Origin of the sequence: Plantibacter flavus (assembly GCF_900177615.1) — a bacterium.
Lineage (GTDB): Bacteria > Actinomycetota > Actinomycetes > Actinomycetales > Microbacteriaceae > Plantibacter > Plantibacter flavus.
Map to the genome: position 1 here is coordinate 1,218,945 of NZ_FXAP01000001.1, position 21,066 is coordinate 1,240,010.

Here is a 21,066-nt window from a genome sequence, read left to right on the forward strand (position 1 = left end):
ATCGCCGCAGGAGAGGAATCGACCATGACCGCACCACGCACCGTACTCGTCACCGGAGGCAACCGGGGGATCGGCTTCGCCATCGCCGAGGAGTTCGTCGCGCAGGGTCACCGCGTCGCCGTCACCGCACGATCCGGCGAGGGCCCAACGGGCACGTTGACGGTCCGCGCGGACGTCACCGACGCCGCCTCCGTCGACGCGGCGTTCACCGAGATCGAGTCGGAGCTCGGGCCGGTCGAGGTGCTCGTGGCGAACGCGGGCATCACGAAGGACACCCTGCTCATGCGGATGAGCGAGGACGACTTCGACCAGGTGGTCGACACGAACCTCGGCGGCTCCTTCCGCGTCGTCAAGCGCGCGTCCAAGGGCATGCTCAAGGCACGCTTCGGACGCATCGTGCTCATCTCCAGCGTCGTGGGCCTCTATGGGTCCGCCGGACAGGTCAACTACGCGGCCTCGAAGAGCGGCCTCATCGGCATGGCGCGATCCATCACCCGCGAGCTCGGTGCACGTGGGATCACGGCGAACGTGATCGCCCCGGGGTTCATCGAGACCGACATGACCGCCGAGCTGCCCGCCGAGACCCAGGCCGAGTACAAGAAGAGCATCCCGGCAGCACGTTTCGCGAGTGCGAACGAGGTCGCGAAGGTCGTCACGTGGATCGCCGGTGACGACGCGGGTTACATCTCCGGCGCCGTGATCCCGGTCGACGGCGGCCTCGGCATGGGTCACTGACCCGGGCCGCACCGCACCGAGCAGAACCCGACCTCGGGCGCTGACCCCGACGCGCGGATCAGAGCCCGAGGAGCGGAAGGACGCCGGCGAGGTCGACCCGCCCGGCGACGACGTCGGCATGGCGGCGGACGATCGGCTTCGCGTTGAACGCGACCGAGAGCCCGGCGACGGCCATCATCTCGAGGTCGTTGGCTCCGTCGCCGATCGCGATCGTCCGTGCCAACGGCACGCCGTCCTCGTCGGCCCACTCCTGCAGTGCGGCCGCCTTCGCCGCCGCGTCGATGATGGGACCGCTGAGGCCTCCCGTCAACCGACCGTCGGCGGTCTCGAGGCGGTTCGCCCGTACATGGTCGAGGCCGAGTGCCTCGGCGAGCGGGTCGAGCAGTTCATGGAACCCGCCGGACACGACACCGATCCGTGACCCGTGCGCATGCAGCCGGCCGATCAGCGTCTCCAGGCCGGTCGTCGTCCGGATCCGTTCGGCGATCACCGGGATCCGGTCGACGGGCAGGCCCGCGAGCGTCGCGACCCGGGCCCGGAGGCTGTCGGCGAAGTCGAGGTCACCGCGCATGGCTCGCTCGGTGATGGCGGCGACCTCGGGGAGGCTGCCGACCTCCTCGGCGAGCAGCTCGATCACCTCGTTCTCGATGAGCGTCGAGTCGGCGTCGAGGACCGCGAGGAACCGGACGCCTCGTCCGGCCTGTGGGGGGAGTGCTGCCTCGGGATCCGCCACTGCCGAACGCTCGGTACTCATGGAACGACGCGTACTCCCTTGCCAACCACGGTGAGACCGGATTCGGTGACGGTGAAACCGCGAGCGCGGTCACGGTCGTGGTCGACACCGACGCTCGCGCCGGAGGTGACCACCACATCCTTGTCCAGGATAGCCCGCTTGACGACGGCGTCCGGTTCGATGTGGACCTTGTCGAACACGACCGAGTCGGAGACGTGGGCGCCGGATTCCACGAGCGCCCACGGCCCGAGGACACTGCGCTCGATGTGGGCACCGGACAGGAGCGAACCGAGGGAGACGATCGAGTCGATGGTCTGGCCGAGGTTGCCCTTCGCGTCCCGTACGAACTTCGCCGGCGGCGAGTTCAGCTGCGAACTGAAGATCGGCCAGTCGCGGTTGTACAGGTTGAAGATCGGGAGCGTCGAGATGAGGTCCTGGTGGGCCTCGTAGAACGAATCGATCGTCCCCACGTCGCGCCAGTAGTAGCGGTCGCGATCCGTCGAGCCGGGCACGTCGTTCCGCTGGAGGTCGTAGACGCCGGCCTCGCCGCGGTCGACGAAGTACGGGACGATGTCGCCACCCATGTCGTGGTTCGAACTCGTCACCTCGCCGTCGTCGATGACCGCCTGCATGAGCGCGTCGGCGTCGAAGACGTAGTTGCCCATCGAGGCGAGCACCTCGCCGGGGGAGTCGGGCAGGCCCGGTGCGTCGAGCGGCTTCTCGAGGAAGCGGGCGATGGTGGTCGGGTCGTCCGCGTCGACGTCGATGACGCCGAACTGGTCGGCGAGGGAGATGGGCTGACGGATCGCGGCGACCGTCGCCTTCTTGCCCGAGGCGATGTGCGCCTCGATCATCTGCGCGAAGTCCATGCGGTAGACGTGGTCGGCGCCGACGACCACGACGATGTCGGGCTTCTCGTCGCGGATCAGGTTGAGGCTCTGCAGGATCGCGTCGGCGGATCCGCTGAACCAGCGCTTCCCGAGGCGCTGCTGCGCCGGCACGGACGCGACATAGGAGTCGAGCAGGCCGGACAACCGCCAGGTCTGCGAGACGTGGCGGTCGAGGCTGTGGGACTTGTACTGGGTGAGGACGACGATCTGGGTGAGTCCGGAGTTGATGAGGTTCGACAGCGCGAAATCGATCAGGCGGTACTGCCCGCCGAACGGTACGGCCGGTTTCGCGCGGTCTGCGGTCAGCGGCATCAACCGCTTCCCTTCCCCACCAGCGAGGACGATTCCGAAGATCTTCTTTGAGGCGGCCATGGCTTCACAATAGATGCCGGACGAGACCTGTACTAGCGTCTAGACATGCGAGTTGATCTTGTGACAAAGGAGTACCCGCCGGAGATCTACGGCGGCGCAGGCGTCCACGTGTCGGAGCTGGTGAAATCCCTCCGCAGCGACATCGACGTGACCGTGCGCTGCTTCGGCGCGCCACGCGACGAGGCCGACACCGTCGCGTACGGTGTCCCGGCCGAGCTCCAGGGGGCGAACGGCGCCCTCACGACCCTCGGGACGGACCTCCTGATCGCCCAGGACGTCGCCGGAGCCGACCTCGTGCACTCGCACACCTGGTACGCGAACGGTGCCGGTCACCTCGCGTCGCTGCTGCACGGCATCCCGCACGTCGTGACCGCGCACAGTCTGGAGCCGCTCCGCCCGTGGAAGGCCGAGCAGCTCGGCGGTGGGTACCGCGTGTCCAGCTGGATCGAGCAGTCCGCCTACGAAGGCGCCGCGGCCGTCGTGGCGGTCAGCGACGGCATGCGTCGCGACATCCTGCGGTCCTACCCGAGCCTCGACCCGGCCAAGGTGCAGGTCATCTACAACGGGATCGACCTCACCGACTGGCAGCCACGCGTCGACGACGAGGTGCTGCGGTCCCTCGGCATCGACCCGTCCCGTCCCTCCGTCGTCTTCGTCGGTCGGATCACCCGTCAGAAGGGGCTGCCGTACCTGCTCCGCGCGGCCCGACTGCTGCCGCCCGACGTGCAGCTCATCCTGTGCGCCGGCGCTCCCGACACCCCCGAGATCCTCGCCGAGGTCAAGGGGCTCGTCGAGGAGCTGCAGCGCGAGCGCACCGGGGTCGTGTGGATCGAACGACTGCTCCCGCGTCACGAGTTGTGCACCGTCCTCACCGCCGCCACGACCTTCGTGTGCCCGTCGATCTACGAGCCACTCGGCATCGTCAACCTCGAGGCGATGGCCTGCGGTGCCGCCGTGGTCGGGACGGGGACCGGCGGCATCCCGGAGGTCGTGCAGGACGGTGTGACCGGCAGGATCGTCCCGCTCGCGCAGGCGTCCGACGGCACCGGCACCCCGCTCGACCCGGAGCGTTTCGTCGCCGACCTCGCCGCCACCCTCACCGAGGTCGTCCAGGATCCCGCCCAGGCGAGGGCCTACGGGGCCGCTGGTCGCCGACGCGCGGAGTCCGACTTCAGCTGGTCGCGCATCGCCACCCAGACGGCGGAGCTGTACCGCAGCCTGGTCTGAACCACCTGCGGGCACCTCGGAGGACGGCGACGCGCGACGAGTCTTGGCGGATAGGCTAGGACCATGCCGAGCGTGTTGCAGTTCTCCGATGTGTCCGTCGTCCGTAATCTCAACCCCATCCTCGATGGCGTCGACTGGACGGTGACGGGCGACCAGCGATGGATCGTCCTCGGCCCGAACGGCGCCGGCAAGACGACGCTCCTGCAGCTCGCGGCGACGCTCATCCACCCCTCGAAGGGAACGGTGTCCGTGCTCGACGAGACGCTCGGCCGGGTCGACGTCTTCGAACTGCGCCCGCGCATCGGCTTCGCGTCCTCCGCCCTCGCGAAGCGGGTGCCGCCGGAGGAGACCGTCCTGGACGTCGTGCTCACGGCGGCCTACTCGGTCACCGGGCGCTGGGTCGAGCAGTACGAGGACATCGACGTGAAGCGCGCGTCGCGGGTGCTCGCGGAATGGAAGCTCGACCACCTCGCCGACCGCCGGTTCGGCACGCTCAGCGACGGCGAGCAGAAGCGCGTGCAGATCGCGCGGGCCATCATGACCGACCCCGAACTCCTCCTGCTCGACGAGCCGGCCGCGAGCCTCGACCTCGGCACGCGCGAGGAGCTCGTCGAACTGCTGGGCGGCTACGCGAGCGCCGACGACTCACCGGCGATCATCATGGTGACCCACCACGTCGAGGAGATCCCCGTCGGCTTCACCCACGTCCTGCTCGTACGCGACGGTGGCATCGTCGCCGCCGGCCCGATCGCCGAGACACTCACGGCCGAACACCTCAGCGAGACCTTCGACCTCCCGATCGAGCTGAGCGAGGAGGACGGTCGGTTCCACGCCCGCTCCGTCCGCGCCGGACGCTCGGCCGTCGCCCCCTCCTGACCGCCACGCCTCGGCGAGTCGTCCTCGGCTGGCGAGCAGACGCGCGCCGAGTCTGGTAAAGTCGACCTTTGGCTCGCGGAGCCAAGAGCTTTCTGCCTCGTGCCTGGAGTTCCGAGCGCGGGTACTACCCACACCATCCACTCAACAAGGACTGCTGATGAAATCTGACATCCACCCCACGTACGAAGCCGTCGTCTTCCGCGACCTCGCCTCCGGCGCGACGTTCCTCACGCGCTCGACGGTCTCGTCGGGCAAGACGATCGACCTCGACGGCGTCACCTACCCGGTGATCGACGTGGAGATCTCGTCCGAGTCGCACCCGTTCTACACGGGCAAGCAGCGCATCATGGACTCCGCCGGTCGCGTCGAGAAGTTCAACCAGCGATTCAAGGGCTTCGGCAAGTAGTCCTTCCGCTGGAGTACACGAACGCCCCGATCCTCGGATCGGGGCGTTCGTCGTCGTGGGGAGCCGTGCGACTCAGATACCGATGGGCAGCTGGTCCGCTGGGACGATGACCAGCGCTTCAGGACGAGCGGCAGGGCGTCCGGTACGGATGGGCCAAGCGCCTTCGGCGACGAACTCGGGATCGCGCACGCGGCGCATGTAGGACTGGAAGCTCTCCGCCTGCTCGAGCGACCAGGTCCGCTGGGCCTCGTGCAACTCGTCGACGCTCGTCGGCAGGGCGTCGGCGTGACGCCGACCGATGGCCTGAGCGACGCGTCCGGCGGCGACGGCGTCCACGCCCGCGTCGTGCGCACCCTCCAGTGGAACGCCGTGCAGGGCGGCGACGACCTCGAGCGTCCGCTTGCCGCGCCGGAACGTGTCGAGCCGCCGGTCGAGGATCAGCGGGTCGACGACGGGGGACGGGTCGGTGATCGAGGTCACCCCGTGTCGCTCCGCTTCGAAGTGCAGGAGGGAGAAGTCGTAGGGCGCGTTGTAGGCGACCACCGGGGTCCGCGCGGCGAACAGTTCGGTGAGGACGGCGACGATCTCTCCGACGACGGTCGGTGCCGGACGCCCCTCAGCCCGGGCCCGCTCCGTCGTGACGCCGTGGATCTCGGCGGCGCGAGCGGGGATCTCGACCCCCGGGTCGGCCATCCACGACCACGAGCGTTCGACCGAACCGTCCGCAGTGATGACACCGACGAAGGCGGTCACGATGCGACTCGTCTCCACCTCGATGCCCGTCGTCTCGAGATCGAAGACCGCCAGGCGGTCCGTCCAGTGGGGATTCGCATCGACCGTGTTCACGCCTTCACCCTATGACGCGCCTCCGACAGGGGCCTGTGCCACGCCGGAGCGGCACGGTCCGCATCGTCGGGTGAACGCGGAGCCGGACTCCCTAGACTGAGTGGATGCCCGTCGAATCACCGTACGCCGACCAGCTCGACCGCATCCCCGTCCGGGAGCGCTCGCTCATCATGGACGGAGCCGAGACCCGGTTCTGGGACTACGGCGACCAGGAGGCGTCGACGACGATCGTCATGGTGCACGGGTTCCGCGGCGACCACCACGGCCTCGAACCGGTCGTCGCGCAGCTCTCCGGGTTCCGGATCATCGCTCCGGACCTCCCCGGCTTCGGCAGCTCGGCACCCTTCCCCGAGGCCACCCACTCCGTCGAGGGGTACGCCGCCTGGCTGGGACGGTTCATCGAGGAGCTGCACCTGACCGGTCGTGTCGTGCTCCTCGGGCACTCGTTCGGCTCGATCGTGTCGAGCGCCGCCGTCGCCGGGGGACTCCGACCGGACGACCTCGTCCTCGTGAACCCGATCGCCGCCCCGGCGCTCCAGGGCCCCCGCGGCGTCCTGACGAGGCTCGCGGTCTTCTACTACTGGTCGTCCGCGAAGCTCCCGAAACGCCTGGGATTCGCGTTCCTCCGCAACAAGGGCGTCGTGCGCATCATGAGCGTCGCGATGTCGAAGACGAAGGACCCGACGCTCCGTCGGTGGATCCACGCCCAGCACGACCAGTACTTCAGCGCCTTCGCCGACCGGGAGGTCGTCCTCGAGTCGTTCACCGCCTCGGTCAGCCACGACGTCAGCGAGTACGCCGACCGGATCCCGAGCCGGACGCTGCTCATCGCCGCCGAGCGCGACGACATCACGCCCGTCGCCGCGCAGTACGCGCTCGCGAAGCGGTTCGCCGACGCGCAGCTGCACGTCATCCCGGGCGTCGGACACCTCATCCACTACGAGGAGCCGCACGACGCGGCGCAGCGCCTCACCGCGTTCCTCGCGGACGACCGCACCGACGCCTGAGGCGTCAGGCGTCGGTCGCCTCCTGCGAGACGACGCTCGTGAAGGCGGACGGGACCAGGCGAGCGGCGATCCCGGTGAGCGTCTCGCTGGCACCAGCGTCGAGCTTCACGTCCGCGCGGCCGTCGGCCTTCGTGACGCCGCGGTTGATGACGACGATCGGCAACCGCTTCCGGCGGGCGAGTTCGAGGAGCCGGATCCCCGAGTTGACCACGAGCGACGACCCGGCGATCACGAGTGCGTCGGCGCCGCGCACGAGTGCTGCCGCCTCGGCGTACTTCTCCGTCGGGATGAATTCGCCGAAGAAGACCACGTCCGGCTTCAACATGCCGCCGCAGACCGTGCACACGGGGACGACGATCTCGTCGACCCGCCCGACCTCGGCATCGCCGTCCGGGTTGATCGTCACGTCCGTCTCGGTGTCGAGCCACGGGTTCAGGGCCGTCATGCGCTCCGCGATGCTCGACCTGGCGTAGCTCTGCCCACAGGAGAGACAGCTGACGCGGTCCATCGACCCGTGCAGGTCGACGACGCGGCGCGAGCCGGCCCTGACGTGGAGGCCGTCGACGTTCTGCGTGATGACGCCGTCGGCGATGCCGGCCTCTTCGAGAAGCGCGATCGCCCGGTGGCCGGCGTTCGGGCGAGCGCCGTCGAACCGCTTCCAGCCGAGGTGGCTGCCGGCCCAGTAGCGTTTGCGCGCGGCGTCGTCGTTGGACAGGAACTGGTCGACCGTCATGGGGGTCCGGACCGGAGCGCCCTGGCCCCGGTAGTCGGGGATGCCGGAGTCCGTGCTCACGCCGGCCCCGGTGAGGAAGGCGACACGTCGGTCCGCGAGCAGCTCGATCGCCCGTTCGAGCCCGGCCTCGGCCGTCTCGTCAGCGGGATCCCCTGCTGCGATCAGCGTGCTCATGCCTGCTCCGTCCATCCGTCCGCGACGATCGGAGTGCTCCGGGCCATCGCTTCCCCTGAGTCTAAACGGCCTCGTTTTCGATCGTGTTCCCACTCTGGCAAGGTGGAGGTCGAACATCGCGTCGAGAGGACGTCTCCCATGCAGGTCATCCGGATCACCGATCTCGACGACGGACGACTCGACGACTACGCGCGACTGACGGACGTCGCCCTCCGCCGGGTGTCCGAACCCGCCGGTGGCCTGTACATCGCCGAGTCCACGAAGGTCATGGAACGTGCGCTGCGCGCCGGGCACCGACCGCGATCGGTCCTGCTGCAGGAGAAGTGGCTCGAGGACGTCTCGCCACTCCTCGAGGACCACGACGTCCCGGTCTTCGTCGGCGAGCCCGCCCTCCTCGAGCAGCTGACGGGCTTCCACCTGCATCGGGGAGCGCTCGCGGCGATGCACCGCCCACCGCTCGCCGACCCCGCCGAACTCCTCGCCGGCGCCCGCCGGGTGGTCATCCTCGAGGACATCGTCGACCACACCAACGTCGGCGCCATCTTCCGCTCCGTCGCCGGCCTCGGTGCCGACGCGGTCCTGATCACCCCGCGCTGCGCCGACCCGCTGTACCGTCGAAGCGTCCGCGTCAGCATGGGCACGGTCCTGCAGGTGCCGTGGACCCGCCTGCCGGAATGGGACGTCGCATCCGGCGTCCTGCGGAATGCCGGCTTCGAGACGGCCGCCCTGGCCTTGGCCGACGATGCCGTCGACCTCGACACCTATGCTCGGACCGCGCCGGAACGGCTCGCCATCGTGCTCGGCGCCGAGGGTGACGGTCTGAGTGCCTCGGCCCTCGCCGCCGCCGACACGATCGTGACCATCCCGATGCTCCACGGCGTCGACTCGCTGAACGTCGCGTCGGCCAGTGCCGTCGCCCTCTGGGAGCTCCGGGTCCGCTGACCACGGTCGCACGCTGCTCGAGACCGCCCGCTCGGCGGCACGTCGCGACAGGGTACGCGCAGGAGCGCCGGGTAGCATGACCGGGTGCCACTCACGAGACGACAGATCTACCGCCGCCGCCGTCTCGCCGTCTTCGGCGTCCTCGCCCTCCTCATCGGGCTGTTCGGCTACAGCGCTGGCGCGCTGCTCCGTCCGGTGCCGGCCGCGGCTGCGACGCTCGAATCCAGCGACGCCCTCACCACCTCGCTCGTCCAGCAGACCACACCGGTCGCCTGGCCAGGGTTCGGGCGGGGCGCCATCGGTGCCGTCGGGTTCGACGGCGTCTTGAGTTCGAGTGGCGAGCAGACGCCGTTCCCCATTGCGAGCATCACGAAGACGATCACCTCCCTGGTCGTGCTGGAGGCCAAGCCGCTCGCCGCGGGGGATCAGGGCCCGTCCATCACGCTGACCGACGCCGACGTCGGCTTCTACTACGACACCATCGCGGAGAACGGTTCAGCGGCACCCGTCGTCGCCGGGTCGGTGTTCACCCAGCGGCAGATGCTCGAAGCACTGCTCCTCCCATCGGCGAACAACTACAGCATCTCCCTCGCCGTCTGGGCCTTCGGTTCGGTCGACGCGTACCTCGACGCCGCGCGCGCCTGGCTCGATGCACGTGGGCTGACGGGCACCACCGTCACGAACACGAGCGGCCTGGGCGAGACGAACGTCAGCACCCCGAGCGACCTCGTGACCATCGGCAAGCTCGTACTCGCCGACCCGGTGCTCTCGTCGATCGTCAAGGAGCCCACGGCGGTGCTCCCCGCCATCGGCGAGGTCGAGAACACGAACGCCCTCCTCGGCCAGTACGGGGTGACCGGCATGAAGACGGGGACCGACGACGCCTCCGGCGCCTGCCTGCTGTTCTCCGCCGACCTCCAGGTGGAGGGGCGGACGGTGACCGTCGTCGGCGTCATCCTCGGTGCCGACGACCACACCGTGCTCAACGAGGCCGTGGTCTCCCTGTTGCAGAGCGTGCCGGCCGGATTCCACCAGGTCCAGCTCGCCACCGCCGGGCAATCGGTCGGCTCGTACTCGACCGCGTGGGATCAGGCCGCGAAGGTCGTCGTGGCGTCCGACGCCAACGTGCTCGTCTGGCAGGACACCCCGATCACGGTCGAGAGCCGCGCCAGAGCCATCGACGCCGGTGCCGCCGGTTCGACGGTCGGGAAGCTCAGCTACACCGTGGGAGCCGGCGCGGAGGGTGGTGCGGCGACGATCGACGTCCCGCTGGCCCTCGACGCGAACGTCGCCCCGGTCACGCCCTGGTGGCGCCTGACCAACCCGTGACCGCAGCAGACGCCGGAGCCCGGGTGTCCGGTCGGGCGGTCAGACGTCGAGTTCCTGGTCCTGCGCTGCGACCGTGAGGAACGGGCCGGCGAGCGGTCGCTTGGCGGTGATGTGGTCGCCGGACGACTGGTGCCGCACCCGACGGAGCACCCACGGCACGAGGTACTCACGCGCCCAGGCGAAGTCCTCGGTCCGGGCCTGACGCCAACGCCTGACGGGGAGCGGCTCCGGCTGCAGCGGCTTGAGGTCGTTCTCCACGTTCAGCGCGTGCAGGACGAGCCGGGCGACCTCGTGATGGCCGAGCGCGTTCAGGTGCAGGCGGTCCGGTGCCCACATCCGCGGATCCTGGATCGCCTGGAGTGCCCACTGGTCGGCGATGATGCAGTCGTGTCGGGCGGCGATGGCCCGCAGGTTCTCGTTGTAGATCGCGACCTTGCCGCGGATGCTCCGGAAGACGGGGGAGAAGCCGACGTCCACGCCGGTGAACAGCACGACCGTCGCTCCATCGCTCCGGAGGCGGATGATCGCCTGCTCGAGTCGTCTGGCGATGTCGTCGGGGTCGGTGCCGGGCCGGATCACGTCGTTGCCGCCCGCCGAGATCGTGATGAGGTCGGGGTGAAGCTCCAGGGCCGGCTCCACCTGGTCGTCGAGGATCTGCTGCGCGAGCTTGCCGCGCACCGCGAGGTTGGCGTAGGCGAAGTCCGAGTTCTGCGCGGCCAGCACCTCGGCGACCCGATCGGCCCACCCACGGTGCCCGCCCGGCGCCCCCGGCTCGGGATCGCCGATCCCCTCGGTGAACGAGTCGCCGATGGCGACGTACCGCGACCAGGGATGGTGCTGTTCGGTCATGGGTGGATCCTCCTGCTGTGCATCCGGAACCTCCAGCGTACGCCCGCCCCTCGGCTGGCGGATCAGTCGCGAGTCGGACATCCGGATGGGTGTCGAGGCCGCGCACGATGGTCGGCGGTGTCGGCGCGGCCGGGTACAGTGGTCTCCAGTGAACGCGGAAATCTCTTCGACCCAGCACCTGGGCGGGTCCGCAGCCGAACACCTCTCACCGGCCTTCCCGGAACGCGCAGCGTGGGGCACGGCGAGCAAGCTTCGAGCCTGGCAGGCCGAGGCGCTCGAGCAGTACTTCACGACCGAACCCCGTGACTTCCTCGCGGCGGCGACACCGGGCGCAGGCAAGACGACGTTCGCGCTGCGACTCGCCTCCGAACTCCTCCATCGCGGCACGATCGACCGCATCACGGTCGTCGCCCCGACCGATCACCTGAAGCGCCAGTGGGCCGAGGCCGCGAGCCGGGTCGGCATCCGCCTCGACCCGAACTTCGCGAACCGCGACCAGGTCTTCGGCCGCCATTACCACGGTGTCGCCGTCACCTACGCCCAGGTCGCGGCGAACCCGCCCGTGCATCAGCGCACGACCGATTCGGGTCGCACCCTCGTCATCCTCGACGAGGTCCACCACGGCGGCGACGCCCTGAGCTGGGGCGACGGCATCCACGAGGCCTTCTCGCGGGCCACCCGTCGGCTGTCCCTGACCGGGACCCCGTTCCGGTCCGACACGGCACCGATCCCGTTCGTGGTCTACCAGCCGGACCACCAGGGCATCCGGACCTCCGTCACCGACTACAACTACGGGTACGGTCGCGCGCTCCAGGACGGGGTCGTCCGTCCGGTGCTCTTCATGGTCTACGCCGGTCACATGCGCTGGCGGACCAAGGCCGGCGACGAGATGGAGGCCCGCCTCGGCGAGGGCAATACGAAGGACATCACCTCCGCGGCCTGGCGCACCGCCCTCGACCCGCAGGGTGACTGGATCCCGGCGGTCCTGAAGTCCGCCGACCTCCGGCTGTCCGAGGTTCGTCAAGCGGTCCCGGACGCCGGCGGACTCGTGATCGCCACCGACCAGACGACCGCCCGAGCCTACGCCGCCATCCTGCACGAGCTGACGGGGGAGCAGCCCACGGTCGTCCTCTCCGATGAGAAGGAGGCCAGCGACCGGATCGCCGACTTCTCGGGGAACACCAAGCGCTGGATGGTCGCGGTGCGCATGGTGTCGGAAGGCGTGGACGTCCCACGACTCGCCGTCGGCGTCTACGCGACCTCATCCGCCACGCCGCTGTTCTTCGCGCAGGCGATCGGGCGATTCGTCCGGGCCAGACGTCGCGGCGAGATCGCGAGCATCTTCCTCCCGAACGTGCCGAACCTGATGGCCCTCGCAGAGAAGCTCGAGCTCGAACGCGACCACGCACTCGACCGCCCGAGCGACCCGGACGCGGAGGGCGACCTCTTCAACCCGGAGGACGCGATGATGGCGGCCGCGGAGCGCGAGGACAAGGCTTCCGACTCGCTCCTCGCGGAGTTCACCTGGCAGGCCGTCTCCTCGGACGCGCACTTCGACCGGGTCGTGTTCGACGGCGACGAGTTCGGCGAGCTCGCCCAGCCGGGCACCGAGGAGGAGTTCGACTTCATCGGGTTCCCCGGGCTCCTCGAGCCTGAACAGGTGCACGAGCTGCTCGTGCAGCGCCAGAGCCGCCAGGCCAAGCGCGGGGCGTTCGTCGACAAGAACGCCGCCTCGCCGAGTCCGCAGGCGGACATCCCCGCTCCGCTCTACCGCACCCTCAAGGAGCAGCGCCAGGTGCTCAACACCCTGGTCGGTCTCTACGCCAAGCACACGAAGGAGCCGCACGGACTCGTGCACGCCGAACTGCGACGCGTCTGCGGCGGACCCGCCGTGGCACAGGCCAGCGTGACGCAGCTGCAGTCGCGCATCGACCTGCTCCGTCGTCGCCTGGGTCACGGGCACTGAGGTCAGCACCTCTTCTCGCGCGCGCGTTCTCCTGCTTCGCGGTTGGCCCGCCGGAGCTGCCCTTCGACAGGCTCAGGGACCGGCGTGTTCCGGACGGAGCGCTCCCGGTCACTGAGCTTGTCGAAGCGCCCACGAGGGCCCTCCGGCTCTGACCCCCCTTCGACAGACTCAGGGACCGGCGGAGCGGGCTCAGGGACCGGCGGAGCAGACTCAGGGACCGGCGGTGGTGCGCCGGTTGTCGCTCTGGCCGAAGACGATGTCGGGTGTCGGCGTGTCGTGGAGTCCGGCGGGAAAACAAGAACGGCCGGAGCTTTCGCTCCGGCCGTTCGCCGTCTCAACACGGTGTGCGCGAAGGGGGACTTGAACCCCCACGCCCGTAAGGGCACTAGCACCTCAAGCTAGCGCGTCTGCCATTTCCGCCACCCGCGCGTGTTGTGATCGTGTCCGGCTTTCGCTGGGCACGAGAAGAAACTCTAGCACGGATTTCGACAGCCGTTCACCACCTCGTACCGCCAGAGGATCTCCCCGACGCCCTCCGGCCGTGCGCCGACCGCGCATCCGGGGGAGAGGTGCAGCGGTCAGGGCCGACGAGTAGCGTGGAGCCATGACCTCCGGCTCAGACGCATCCGACCTCACGCTCGACGAGACCACGCGGATCGCGCGGGACCTCATCCGCATGGACACGACGAACTACGGTGAGGGCCGCTCCAACGGTGAGACGGAGGCCGCCGAGTACGTCGAGGCGTACCTCCGCGACCTCGGTCTGGAGCCGGAGCTGATCGACGCCGCTCCGGGCCGGACCAGCGTGGTCGCACGGGTCGCCGGTGCGAACCCCGAGAAGCCGGCGCTCGTCGTGCACGGGCACCTCGACGTGGTGCCCGCCGATCCTGCGAACTGGTCGGTGGACCCCTTCGGCGGCGAGATCAAGGACGGCCTGCTGTGGGGACGCGGGGCCGTCGACATGAAGAACATGGACGCGATGATCCTCGCGTCGCTCCGCGAGATCCTCGGCAGCGGCCGTCGGCCGGAACGCGACCTCGTGATCGCGATGTTCTCGGACGAGGAGAACGGCGGCGTGTTCGGCTCGCACCACCTCGTGACGGAACGACCGGAGCTCTTCGCCGGCGCGACCGAGGCGATCAGCGAGGTCGGCGGGTACTCGATCACGTTCGGCGGACGCCGCTCCTACCTCCTCCAGACCTCGGAGAAGGCCCTCGTCTGGATCAAACTGGTCGCGACCGGACGAGCGGCCCACGGATCCCGCTACGTGCAGGACAACGCCGTCACCCGCCTCGCGGAAGCGGTGGCGGCCATCGGACGCACCGAGTGGCCCGTCCGACTCACCGACACCACCGAGCAGCTGCTCCGTGAGATCGCCACCATCCTCGGCACCACGCCCGAACGGCTCGGCCCGGACGAGCTCGCCCTCGCGACGGGTACCGCCTCCGGCTTCATCCAGGCCTCGCTGCGCACGACGAGCAACCCGACCCTGCTGCAGGCCGGATACAAGCACAACGTGATCCCCGATCGCGCCGAGGCGCTCGTCGACATCCGCACCCTGCCCGGCGAGGAGGACGCCGTGCTCGCGCGCGTCGCGGAGATCGTCGGTGAGGACATCGAGATCGTCGTCATGCACCGCGACATCGGCCTCGAGACACCGTTCTCGGGTCCGCTCGTCGACGCGGTCGTCGAGACCCTCGGACGCCATGACCCCGGCGCCCCGGTGCTCCCGTACATGCTCTCCGGCGGTACCGACAACAAGGCGCTGTCGCTCCTCGGCATCACCGGGTACGGCTTCGCTCCGCTGCGACTGCCGGAACACCTGGACTTCCCCGCGATGTTCCACGGGGTCGACGAGCGTGTGCCGCTCGACGCGCTAGGGTTTGGCAAGCAGGTCCTCACGGACCTCCTCCTCGACTACTGACTTCCCACGGTCCGTCTCCGCGCCCTCCGAGCCGCGAGACGCTCCAGGAGCCGCCCCGCCGACGACTGCCGGATCCGGCCGAACACCAGCCATCCGGCTGCAGAAAGGTGCCCTGTGGACCTCATCAACGCCATCATCCTCGGACTCGTCCAGGGACTCACCGAGTTCCTGCCGATCTCGTCGAGTGCGCACCTGCGCATCCTCGGTGAGTTCCTCCCGGGGGCGAAGGACCCTGGCGCGGCGTTCACGGCGATCACCCAGATCGGTACCGAGGCCGCCGTCGTGGTGTTCTTCTGGCGCGACATCGTCCGCATCATCTCGTCCTGGTGCAAGGCCCTCGTCGGCAAGATCCCGAGGGATGACGCCGACGCCCGCATGGGGTGGCTGATCATCATCGGCAGCGTCCCCATCGTCGTGCTCGGCCTGTTGTTCCAGGACGAGATCGAGACGACCTTCCGCTCACTGTGGATCGTCGCGATCATGCTCATCGTGTTCGGCATCCTGCTCGGTGTCGCCGACGCCGTCGGTGCGAAGAAGCGACGTCTGAAGAGTCTGACCTACCGCGACGGCGCGATCTTCGGAGGCGCCCAGGCCCTCGCCCTCATCCCCGGTGTCTCCCGCTCCGGCGGCACGATCACCGCGGGGCTGTTCATGGGCTACGAGCGCCGTGCTGCGGCGCGGTACGCCTTCCTGCTCGCGATCCCCGCGGTGTTCGGCAGCGGCTTCTACCAGGTCTTCAAGAGCATCGGCGAGCCGAGCCCCTACGGACCGGTCGAGACGCTCGTGGCCACCGTCATCGCGTTCGTCGTCGGCCTCGCGGTCATCGCCTTCTTCATGAGCTACATCTCGAAGCGCAGCTTCCTGCCCTTCGTCGTCTACCGCATCGTGCTCGGCGTCGTCCTGCTGGTGCTGCTCGGCACGGGCGTGATCAACGCGTGAGGGCCTGGTCCGCCCCGGTCGTCCCGCAGCTGCCCGGCTCCGGCACGGCCCCGTGTCTCTGGGACACCCCGAGCGCCGGGCTCATCGAGGCCTCCGCCGAACGTACGGCGCGTCTGTACGTCTGCGGCATCACGCCGTACGACGCGACCCACCTCGGCCACGCGTCGAGCTACCTCGCCTACGACACCCTCCAGCGCGTCTGGCTGGACGCCGGCTACGAGGTGCACTACGCCCAGAACGTCACCGACGTGGACGACCCGCTGCTCGAGCGGGCGAACGCGACCGGCGTCGACTGGGTCGAACTCGCAGCGAGCCAGGTCGAACTCTTCCGGAGCGACATGGAACGCCTCAGCATCCTTCCCCCCGAGGACTACGTCGCGGTCACCGAGGTCATCGGACCGATCGCCGACGCCGTCGCGCTCCTGATCGAACGCGGCGTCGCCTACACGGTCGACACCCCGGACAGTGCCGCCGGAGACGACGTCTACTTCGACGTGCGCGCCGCTGCCGACGACGTCTGGCACCTCGGCGCGGAGAGCGGGCTCGACGAGGCCACGATGGCCGCGTTCTTCGCCGCGCGCGGGGGAGACCCCGACCGCGCCGGGAAACGCGACGCCTTCGATCCACTGCTCTGGCGGGCGGCGCGCGACGGCGAGCCGAGCTGGGAGTCACCCGTCGGCCAAGGGCGCCCCGGTTGGCACATCGAGTGCTCGGTCATCGCCCTCCAGCATCTCGGATCCGACTTCACGGTCCAGGGTGGCGGCTCAGACCTCGTCTTCCCCCACCACGACCTCAGCGCCGGGCACGCCGCAGCGCTGTCCGGCCGCCCGCTAGCCAAGGTGTTCAGCCACGCCGGCATGGTCGCCTACGAGGGCACGAAGATGTCGAAATCCCTCGGCAACCTCGTCCTCGTCTCACGCTTGGCCGCCGACGGAGCAGACCCCTCGGCCATCCGGCTCGCGATCCTCGCGAACCACTACCGCAGCGACTGGGAGTGGCACGACGAGCACCTCGTCCTGGCCGATCGTCGGCTCGGGACCTGGCGTTCGGCCTTCGCGACGGACGCCGCGGGCGGCGCTTCCGCCGTCGAACTGCTGCAGGCGATGCGGGTCCGACTGGCGGACGACCTCGACACGCCGGGTGCCATCGCGCTCGTCGACGCCGCAGCGATCACCGGCGTCGACGACGCCGACCTCGCGCGGTCGGCCGTCGACGCGCTCCTCGGCGTGCGCTGAGCAGGAAGCCCGCTCACCGGATTCGCCCCGCCGCGATGGGACCGGGCTACTCGCGGTCCTTCCGCCATGGCTCGTCGCCCTTGCCCTCGTCCCGACGCAGGTACCGCTCGAACTCCTTGGCGATGGCCTCACCGCTCGCCTCGGGCGACTCGACGGTGTCGCGCGCCTGCTCCAGCTGCTGGATGTAGGCGGCCATGTCCTCGTCTTCGGCGGCGAGTGTGTCGATCCCGCTCTGCCACTCGCCGGACTCCTCGACGAGGGCTCCGCGCGGGATGACGACGTCGATGAGTTCCTCGAGCTTGTCGATCAGCGCCAGGACGGCTTTCGGGGAGGGCGCGCTGTGCACGTAGTGGGGGACCGAGGCCCAGACCGACAGACTCTGGACGCCCTGCCGCTCGGCCGCGTCGGCCAGCACGCTGAGGATGCCGACCGGCCCTTCGTAGGTGCTGCGCTCGAGCTGCAGGGCCTGCCGCAGCTCGGCGTTCTCGCTCGAGGCGAACACCGAGATGGGTCGCGTGTGCGGGACGTCGGCGAGCATCGCACCGAGCATCACCATGCCGGTGATGCGCTGCTCGGTGATCACGGCGAGGATCTCGTCGACGAACGCCTTCCAGCCGCGCGAGGGCTCGGCACCCAGCAACACGTAGACGTTGTCGCCACCGCCCTCGCTGACCCGGAGCGCAGCGTCCTCCGCCAGGGGGGTCGCGGGCTTCGCCGCTTCGGGGTCGGGCCCCGAGATCGTGGTACCGGGCCAGGTCAGGGACCGCTTGCCGTCCTCGTCGACGCCGACCGTCGGCCGGTTGAACTGGTAGTCGTAGTAGGGCTCCGGGTCGATCTCGAGCAGCGGGCGGAGGGCGAGCGAGTCGCGAAGCACGCGCACCGCGCCGCTCGCCGCCTCGCCGGCATCGTTCCAACCCTCGAACGCCACGACGAGCAGGCGACCGCCCAGCGGCTCCTTGGTGTCTTCCGTCACGTCTCACTCCTCGGTGCACGGGGACCTTCCGCGACCATCCATCCAGGATAGGCGCTTCACCACCCGGTAGCATGGCACCCCGTGACCACTCTCCTCCCTGCCGCAGTCCTCTGGGACATGGACGGCACCGTCGTCGACACCGAGCCCTACTGGATGGAGGCCGAGACCGAGCTGGTCGCGGCCCACGGTGGCACCTGGACCCATGAGGACGGCCTCCTGCTCGTTGGAAACGGCCTCTGGGACTCCGCCGCAGTGCTCCAGGGACGCGGCGTCGCGCTGGACGCCGACACGATCGTCGCCCACCTCACGGACCACGTCCGGCGACTCATCCAGGAACGCGGCGTCCCGTTCCGTCCCGGTGCCCAGGAGCTGCTCCACGAGCTTCGGGAGGCCGGCGTGCCGACCGCACTCGTCACCATGTCGATCCGGTCCATGGCCGAGGACATCGCGAGCGGCATCCCATTCGACGCGTTCGACCTCATCGTCGCCGGGGACGAGGTGGAGCAGCCCAAGCCCCATCCGGACCCCTACCTCAGGGCGGCCGAGGCACTCGGCGTCGACCCGCGCGAGTGCATCGCGATCGAGGACTCCGCCACCGGTCTCGCGTCCGCGCTCGCGGCGGGGACCATCGCCGTGTCCGTCCCGCACATCGTTCCGATCCCCGAGGGCCCGCACCACACCACCTGGGACACCCTCGCCGGGCGCTCCGTCGCCGACCTCGCCGAGCTGCGCTCGACCGCGAGCGGCATCACCCACCACCCCGAGACAGAGGCAGCACAGCGATGAGCGCGAACCACCAGCCGGCGAACAGCGGCCCCTTCCGCGAGGGCGACCGCGTGCAGCTGACCGGACCGAAGGGGCGGAAGAACACCATCACGCTGGAGGCCGGCAAGGTCTTCCACACGCACCGCGGGATGATCGAGCACACCACGATCATCGGCCTGCCGGACGGCAGCGTCGTCGCCAACACCGAGGGCATCGAGCACCTCGCACTCCGGCCGCTGTTGGTCGACTTCGTGATGTCGATGCCTCGCGGTGCCGCCATCATCTACCCGAAGGACGCGGCCGAGATCATCGGCCAGGCGGACATCTTCCCCGGTGCGACGGTCGTCGAGGCCGGTGTCGGTTCCGGCGCGCTCTCCCTCTGGCTCCTCCGCGCCATCGGACCGTCGGGCAGGTTGGCCTCCTTCGAGCGTCGGGACGAGTTCGCCGACGTCGCCCGCGGCAACGTCGCGACCTTCTTCGGCTACGACCCGCAGAACTGGTCGGTCACGGTCGGCGACCTCCAGGAGACCCTGCCCGACACGATGCCCGCCGAATCCGTCGACCGCGTGGTGCTCGACATGCTCGCGCCGTGGGAGTGCCTCGACGTCGCCTGGGAGGCGCTCAAGCCCGGCGGCGTGATCCTCTGCTACGTCGCCACCGTCACCCAGCTGTCCCGCGTCGCCGAAGCGATCCGAGCGACGGGCGGCTTCACGAACCCGCAGTCGAACGAGACGATGATGCGCGGGTGGCACGTCGAGGGGCTAGCCGTGCGACCGGACCACCGCATGATCGGACACACGGGCTTCCTCATCACCGCGCGGAAGCTCGCGCCCGGTACGGTCCTGCCCGAGCTGAAGCGACGCGCCTCGAAGAGCGACTTCAGCGCCGAGGACGTCGAGCTGTGGACGCCGGGCGCCCTCGGGGAACGCTCCGCGAGCGCGAAGATCCTGCGGAAGCGCGCCAGGAGCGCCGGGGCGAGCGCCGAGCTCTCCCGTGCGCGGGGCCTGGACGGCGAGAGCGCGGGGCCCGACGAGCCGATCGAACCGTCCGCCGCCGAGCCGGCTCTCGGCGACGATCGTTGACCCCGGTCCACGTCGACTAAACTGTGCGACGGCGACCTGCCGTCCCACCCGTACCACCGAAACGAGGATCCGTGCGCACTGCACCAGCTCTCATCGCCGCAGCAGGCCTCCTGCTCGTCTCCCTCACCGGGTGCACCGCGCCGGGCTCGGCCTCGTGCGACACCGCGGCGTCCGCCGGCGACGCGACGAAACTCATCAGCGTGTCGGGTGACTTCGGCGCCACCCCGAACGTGGAGCTCCCGAAGCCGCTGTACACGAAGACGACGGAGCGCCAGGTCGTGATCCAGGGCGACGGTCAGCAGGTCTCGGCCAACGGCACCGTCAACCTCAACCTGATGCTCCTCAACGGACGCACGGGCGACGTCCTGCAGCAGACGGACTTCAACGGGCCCGCGAGCACCCTCATCGCCCTGTCCGGAAGCCTCCCCGGCTTCGCGAAGGCGTTCGCCTGCACGACGGTCGGATCCCGTGTCGTCGCGGCGATCTCACCCGAGGACGCCTTCGGCCCGAGCGGTGGCAGCGAGGCGAACGGCATCAAGAAGGATGACGCGATCATCCTCGTCGCCGACATCCAGGGTGCCGCGCTGCCCAAGGCCGACGGTGCCGAGCGCCCGATCCCGTCGGGGTTCCCCTCCGTCGTGACCGCTCCGAGCGGTCAGCCCGGCATCACCATCCCGGCGGCCACCGCCCCGACCGAGACGAAGCACACGCTGTCCCGCGCCGGCGACGGTGCCATGGTCAAGGCCGGCGACCAGGTCATCGTCAACTACACCGGCGTGCTGTGGGATCAGAAGAGCGTCTTCGCCAGCACCTGGGAGGACGGGCAGCCCTTCGTCCTGACCGCCGGCAGCGGGCAGCCGCTCAAGGCATTCGACGACGCGGTCGTCGGCCAGCAGGTCGGATCGCAGATCATCCTCGTCGTGGCACCGAAGGACGCCTACGGCGACCAGGGCTCGGGTAGCGTCCCGGCCGGTGCGACGCTCGTGTTCGTGATCGACGTGCTCGGCACCGAGCGCGCGGCGCAGTAACCTACACGCCTCGGATACGGCGCGTCCCACGCCCG

At 69.6% G+C, this 21,066-nt stretch carries 20 protein-coding genes and 1 tRNA gene; 14 read left to right on the forward strand and 7 right to left on the reverse strand.

The window, feature by feature from the left end; all coding sequences use genetic code 11:
• The first annotated feature begins 24 nt into the window (after positions 1-24).
• Positions 25-735, forward strand: coding sequence for a 3-oxoacyl-ACP reductase FabG (gene fabG, locus B9Y95_RS05720; protein WP_085510921.1), 711 nt, complete (start codon positions 25-27; stop codon positions 733-735).
• A gap of 58 nt (positions 736-793) precedes the next feature.
• On the opposite strand, the gene serB is transcribed toward fabG, so the two are convergent.
• Positions 794-1,489: a phosphoserine phosphatase SerB gene (gene serB / locus B9Y95_RS05725; protein ID WP_082916266.1), complete on the reverse strand. Its 696-nt coding sequence runs from the start codon at positions 1,487-1,489 to the stop codon at positions 794-796.
• On the reverse strand, positions 1,486-2,730 hold the full coding sequence (locus B9Y95_RS05730) for a glucose-1-phosphate adenylyltransferase (RefSeq protein ID WP_085510922.1): 1,245 nt from the start codon (positions 2,728-2,730) through the stop codon (positions 1,486-1,488). The genes serB and B9Y95_RS05730 overlap by 4 nt, the downstream gene beginning before the upstream one ends.
• 45 nt (positions 2,731-2,775) lie before the next feature.
• Here B9Y95_RS05730 and glgA point away from each other — a divergent pair, with 45 nt between their 5' ends.
• From glgA to B9Y95_RS05745, 3 genes are all read left to right on the forward strand, one after another.
• Positions 2,776-3,957, forward strand: coding sequence for a glycogen synthase (glgA, locus tag B9Y95_RS05735; RefSeq protein ID WP_085510923.1), 1,182 nt, complete (start codon positions 2,776-2,778; stop codon positions 3,955-3,957).
• A 63-nt stretch (positions 3,958-4,020) separates the two neighbouring features.
• Positions 4,021-4,833, forward strand: a complete 813-nt coding sequence (locus B9Y95_RS05740) for an ABC transporter ATP-binding protein (RefSeq protein WP_085510924.1) — start codon at positions 4,021-4,023, stop codon at positions 4,831-4,833.
• A gap of 157 nt (positions 4,834-4,990) precedes the next feature.
• Positions 4,991-5,239 carry a type B 50S ribosomal protein L31 gene (locus B9Y95_RS05745; RefSeq protein WP_056005588.1) on the forward strand — a complete coding sequence of 83 codons (249 nt, stop codon included), beginning with the start codon at positions 4,991-4,993 and terminating at the stop codon, positions 5,237-5,239.
• A 72-nt stretch (positions 5,240-5,311) separates the two neighbouring features.
• Here B9Y95_RS05745 and B9Y95_RS05750 read toward each other — a convergent pair whose 3' ends face one another.
• Entirely contained in the window at positions 5,312-6,085 is a 774-nt protein-coding gene (locus B9Y95_RS05750; RefSeq protein WP_085510925.1) for a 3'-5' exonuclease, read from the reverse strand.
• Between the two features lie 104 nt (positions 6,086-6,189).
• Between B9Y95_RS05750 and B9Y95_RS05755 the strand changes: the two genes are divergently transcribed.
• On the forward strand, positions 6,190-7,092 hold the full coding sequence (locus tag B9Y95_RS05755; RefSeq protein ID WP_085510926.1) for an alpha/beta fold hydrolase: 903 nt from the start codon (positions 6,190-6,192) through the stop codon (positions 7,090-7,092).
• Between the two features lie 4 nt (positions 7,093-7,096).
• Here B9Y95_RS05755 and B9Y95_RS05760 read toward each other — a convergent pair whose 3' ends face one another.
• A complete protein-coding gene (locus B9Y95_RS05760; RefSeq protein WP_085510927.1) occupies positions 7,097-7,999 on the reverse strand; it encodes a Sir2 family NAD-dependent protein deacetylase in 903 nt (300 codons plus the stop codon).
• A 138-nt stretch (positions 8,000-8,137) separates the two neighbouring features.
• Between B9Y95_RS05760 and B9Y95_RS05765 the strand changes: the two genes are divergently transcribed.
• Both B9Y95_RS05765 and B9Y95_RS05770 read left to right on the forward strand, forming a co-directional pair.
• Positions 8,138-8,941 (forward strand): TrmH family RNA methyltransferase, encoded by an 804-nt coding sequence (locus B9Y95_RS05765; RefSeq protein ID WP_085510928.1) that lies wholly within the window; start codon positions 8,138-8,140, stop codon positions 8,939-8,941.
• Between the two features lie 84 nt (positions 8,942-9,025).
• On the forward strand, positions 9,026-10,270 hold the full coding sequence (locus B9Y95_RS05770; RefSeq protein ID WP_123539718.1) for a D-alanyl-D-alanine carboxypeptidase family protein: 1,245 nt from the start codon (positions 9,026-9,028) through the stop codon (positions 10,268-10,270).
• 39 nt (positions 10,271-10,309) lie between these two features.
• On the opposite strand, the gene B9Y95_RS05775 is transcribed toward B9Y95_RS05770, so the two are convergent.
• Positions 10,310-11,119 carry an SGNH/GDSL hydrolase family protein gene (locus B9Y95_RS05775; protein WP_079705978.1) on the reverse strand — a complete coding sequence of 270 codons (810 nt, stop codon included), beginning with the start codon at positions 11,117-11,119 and terminating at the stop codon, positions 10,310-10,312.
• 148 nt (positions 11,120-11,267) lie between these two features.
• On the opposite strand from B9Y95_RS05775, the gene B9Y95_RS05780 reads away from it, so the two are divergent.
• Entirely contained in the window at positions 11,268-13,085 is a 1,818-nt protein-coding gene (locus tag B9Y95_RS05780) for a DEAD/DEAH box helicase (protein ID WP_234993972.1), read from the forward strand.
• 345 nt (positions 13,086-13,430) lie between these two features.
• On the opposite strand, the gene B9Y95_RS05785 is transcribed toward B9Y95_RS05780, so the two are convergent.
• A tRNA-Leu gene (locus tag B9Y95_RS05785) sits at positions 13,431-13,514 on the reverse strand.
• 175 nt (positions 13,515-13,689) lie between these two features.
• On the opposite strand from B9Y95_RS05785, the gene B9Y95_RS05790 reads away from it, so the two are divergent.
• From B9Y95_RS05790 to mshC, 3 genes are all read left to right on the forward strand, one after another.
• The gene (locus B9Y95_RS05790) at positions 13,690-15,009 is read left to right on the forward strand and encodes a M20/M25/M40 family metallo-hydrolase (RefSeq protein WP_085510930.1); all 1,320 of its coding nucleotides are present in this window, start codon (positions 13,690-13,692) and stop codon (positions 15,007-15,009) included.
• Between the two features lie 114 nt (positions 15,010-15,123).
• Positions 15,124-15,948 carry an undecaprenyl-diphosphate phosphatase gene (locus B9Y95_RS05795; RefSeq protein ID WP_079705981.1) on the forward strand — a complete coding sequence of 275 codons (825 nt, stop codon included), beginning with the start codon at positions 15,124-15,126 and terminating at the stop codon, positions 15,946-15,948.
• Positions 15,945-17,183, forward strand: coding sequence for a cysteine--1-D-myo-inosityl 2-amino-2-deoxy-alpha-D-glucopyranoside ligase (mshC, locus tag B9Y95_RS05800; protein WP_085510931.1), 1,239 nt, complete (start codon positions 15,945-15,947; stop codon positions 17,181-17,183). The genes B9Y95_RS05795 and mshC overlap by 4 nt, the downstream gene beginning before the upstream one ends.
• A 46-nt stretch (positions 17,184-17,229) precedes the next feature.
• Here the strand turns inward: mshC and B9Y95_RS05805 are convergent, their stop codons facing one another.
• Entirely contained in the window at positions 17,230-18,156 is a 927-nt protein-coding gene (locus B9Y95_RS05805) for a PAC2 family protein (protein ID WP_064296958.1), read from the reverse strand.
• An 81-nt stretch (positions 18,157-18,237) separates the two neighbouring features.
• Between B9Y95_RS05805 and B9Y95_RS05810 the strand changes: the two genes are divergently transcribed.
• From B9Y95_RS05810 to B9Y95_RS05820, 3 genes are all read left to right on the forward strand, one after another.
• Positions 18,238-18,942: an HAD family hydrolase gene (locus B9Y95_RS05810; RefSeq protein ID WP_234993973.1), complete on the forward strand. Its 705-nt coding sequence runs from the start codon at positions 18,238-18,240 to the stop codon at positions 18,940-18,942.
• Entirely contained in the window at positions 18,939-20,003 is a 1,065-nt protein-coding gene (locus B9Y95_RS05815; RefSeq protein ID WP_085510932.1) for a tRNA (adenine-N1)-methyltransferase, read from the forward strand. Before B9Y95_RS05810 ends, B9Y95_RS05815 begins: the two co-directional genes overlap by 4 nt.
• Before the next feature lie 71 nt (positions 20,004-20,074).
• The gene (locus B9Y95_RS05820; protein ID WP_085510933.1) at positions 20,075-21,031 is read left to right on the forward strand and encodes an FKBP-type peptidyl-prolyl cis-trans isomerase; all 957 of its coding nucleotides are present in this window, start codon (positions 20,075-20,077) and stop codon (positions 21,029-21,031) included.
• Positions 21,032-21,066 lie beyond the last annotated feature (35 nt).

Excerpts from the sequence above, each read along its gene's own strand:
- fabG (WP_085510921.1), top strand. The coding sequence starts at position 25 with ATGACCGCACCACGCACCGTACTCGTCACCGGAGGCAACCGGGGGATC.
- serB (WP_082916266.1), bottom strand. The coding sequence starts at position 1,489 with ATGAGTACCGAGCGTTCGGCAGTGGCGGATCCCGAGGCAGCACTCCCC.
- B9Y95_RS05730 (WP_085510922.1), bottom strand. The coding sequence starts at position 2,730 with ATGGCCGCCTCAAAGAAGATCTTCGGAATCGTCCTCGCTGGTGGGGAA.
- glgA (WP_085510923.1), top strand. The coding sequence starts at position 2,776 with ATGCGAGTTGATCTTGTGACAAAGGAGTACCCGCCGGAGATCTACGGC.
- B9Y95_RS05740 (WP_085510924.1), top strand. The coding sequence starts at position 4,021 with ATGCCGAGCGTGTTGCAGTTCTCCGATGTGTCCGTCGTCCGTAATCTC.
- B9Y95_RS05745 (WP_056005588.1), top strand. The coding sequence starts at position 4,991 with ATGAAATCTGACATCCACCCCACGTACGAAGCCGTCGTCTTCCGCGAC.
- B9Y95_RS05755 (WP_085510926.1), top strand. The coding sequence starts at position 6,190 with ATGCCCGTCGAATCACCGTACGCCGACCAGCTCGACCGCATCCCCGTC.
- B9Y95_RS05760 (WP_085510927.1), bottom strand. The coding sequence starts at position 7,999 with ATGAGCACGCTGATCGCAGCAGGGGATCCCGCTGACGAGACGGCCGAG.
- B9Y95_RS05765 (WP_085510928.1), top strand. The coding sequence starts at position 8,138 with ATGCAGGTCATCCGGATCACCGATCTCGACGACGGACGACTCGACGAC.
- B9Y95_RS05775 (WP_079705978.1), bottom strand. The coding sequence starts at position 11,119 with ATGACCGAACAGCACCATCCCTGGTCGCGGTACGTCGCCATCGGCGAC.
- B9Y95_RS05790 (WP_085510930.1), top strand. The coding sequence starts at position 13,690 with ATGACCTCCGGCTCAGACGCATCCGACCTCACGCTCGACGAGACCACG.
- B9Y95_RS05815 (WP_085510932.1), top strand. The coding sequence starts at position 18,939 with ATGAGCGCGAACCACCAGCCGGCGAACAGCGGCCCCTTCCGCGAGGGC.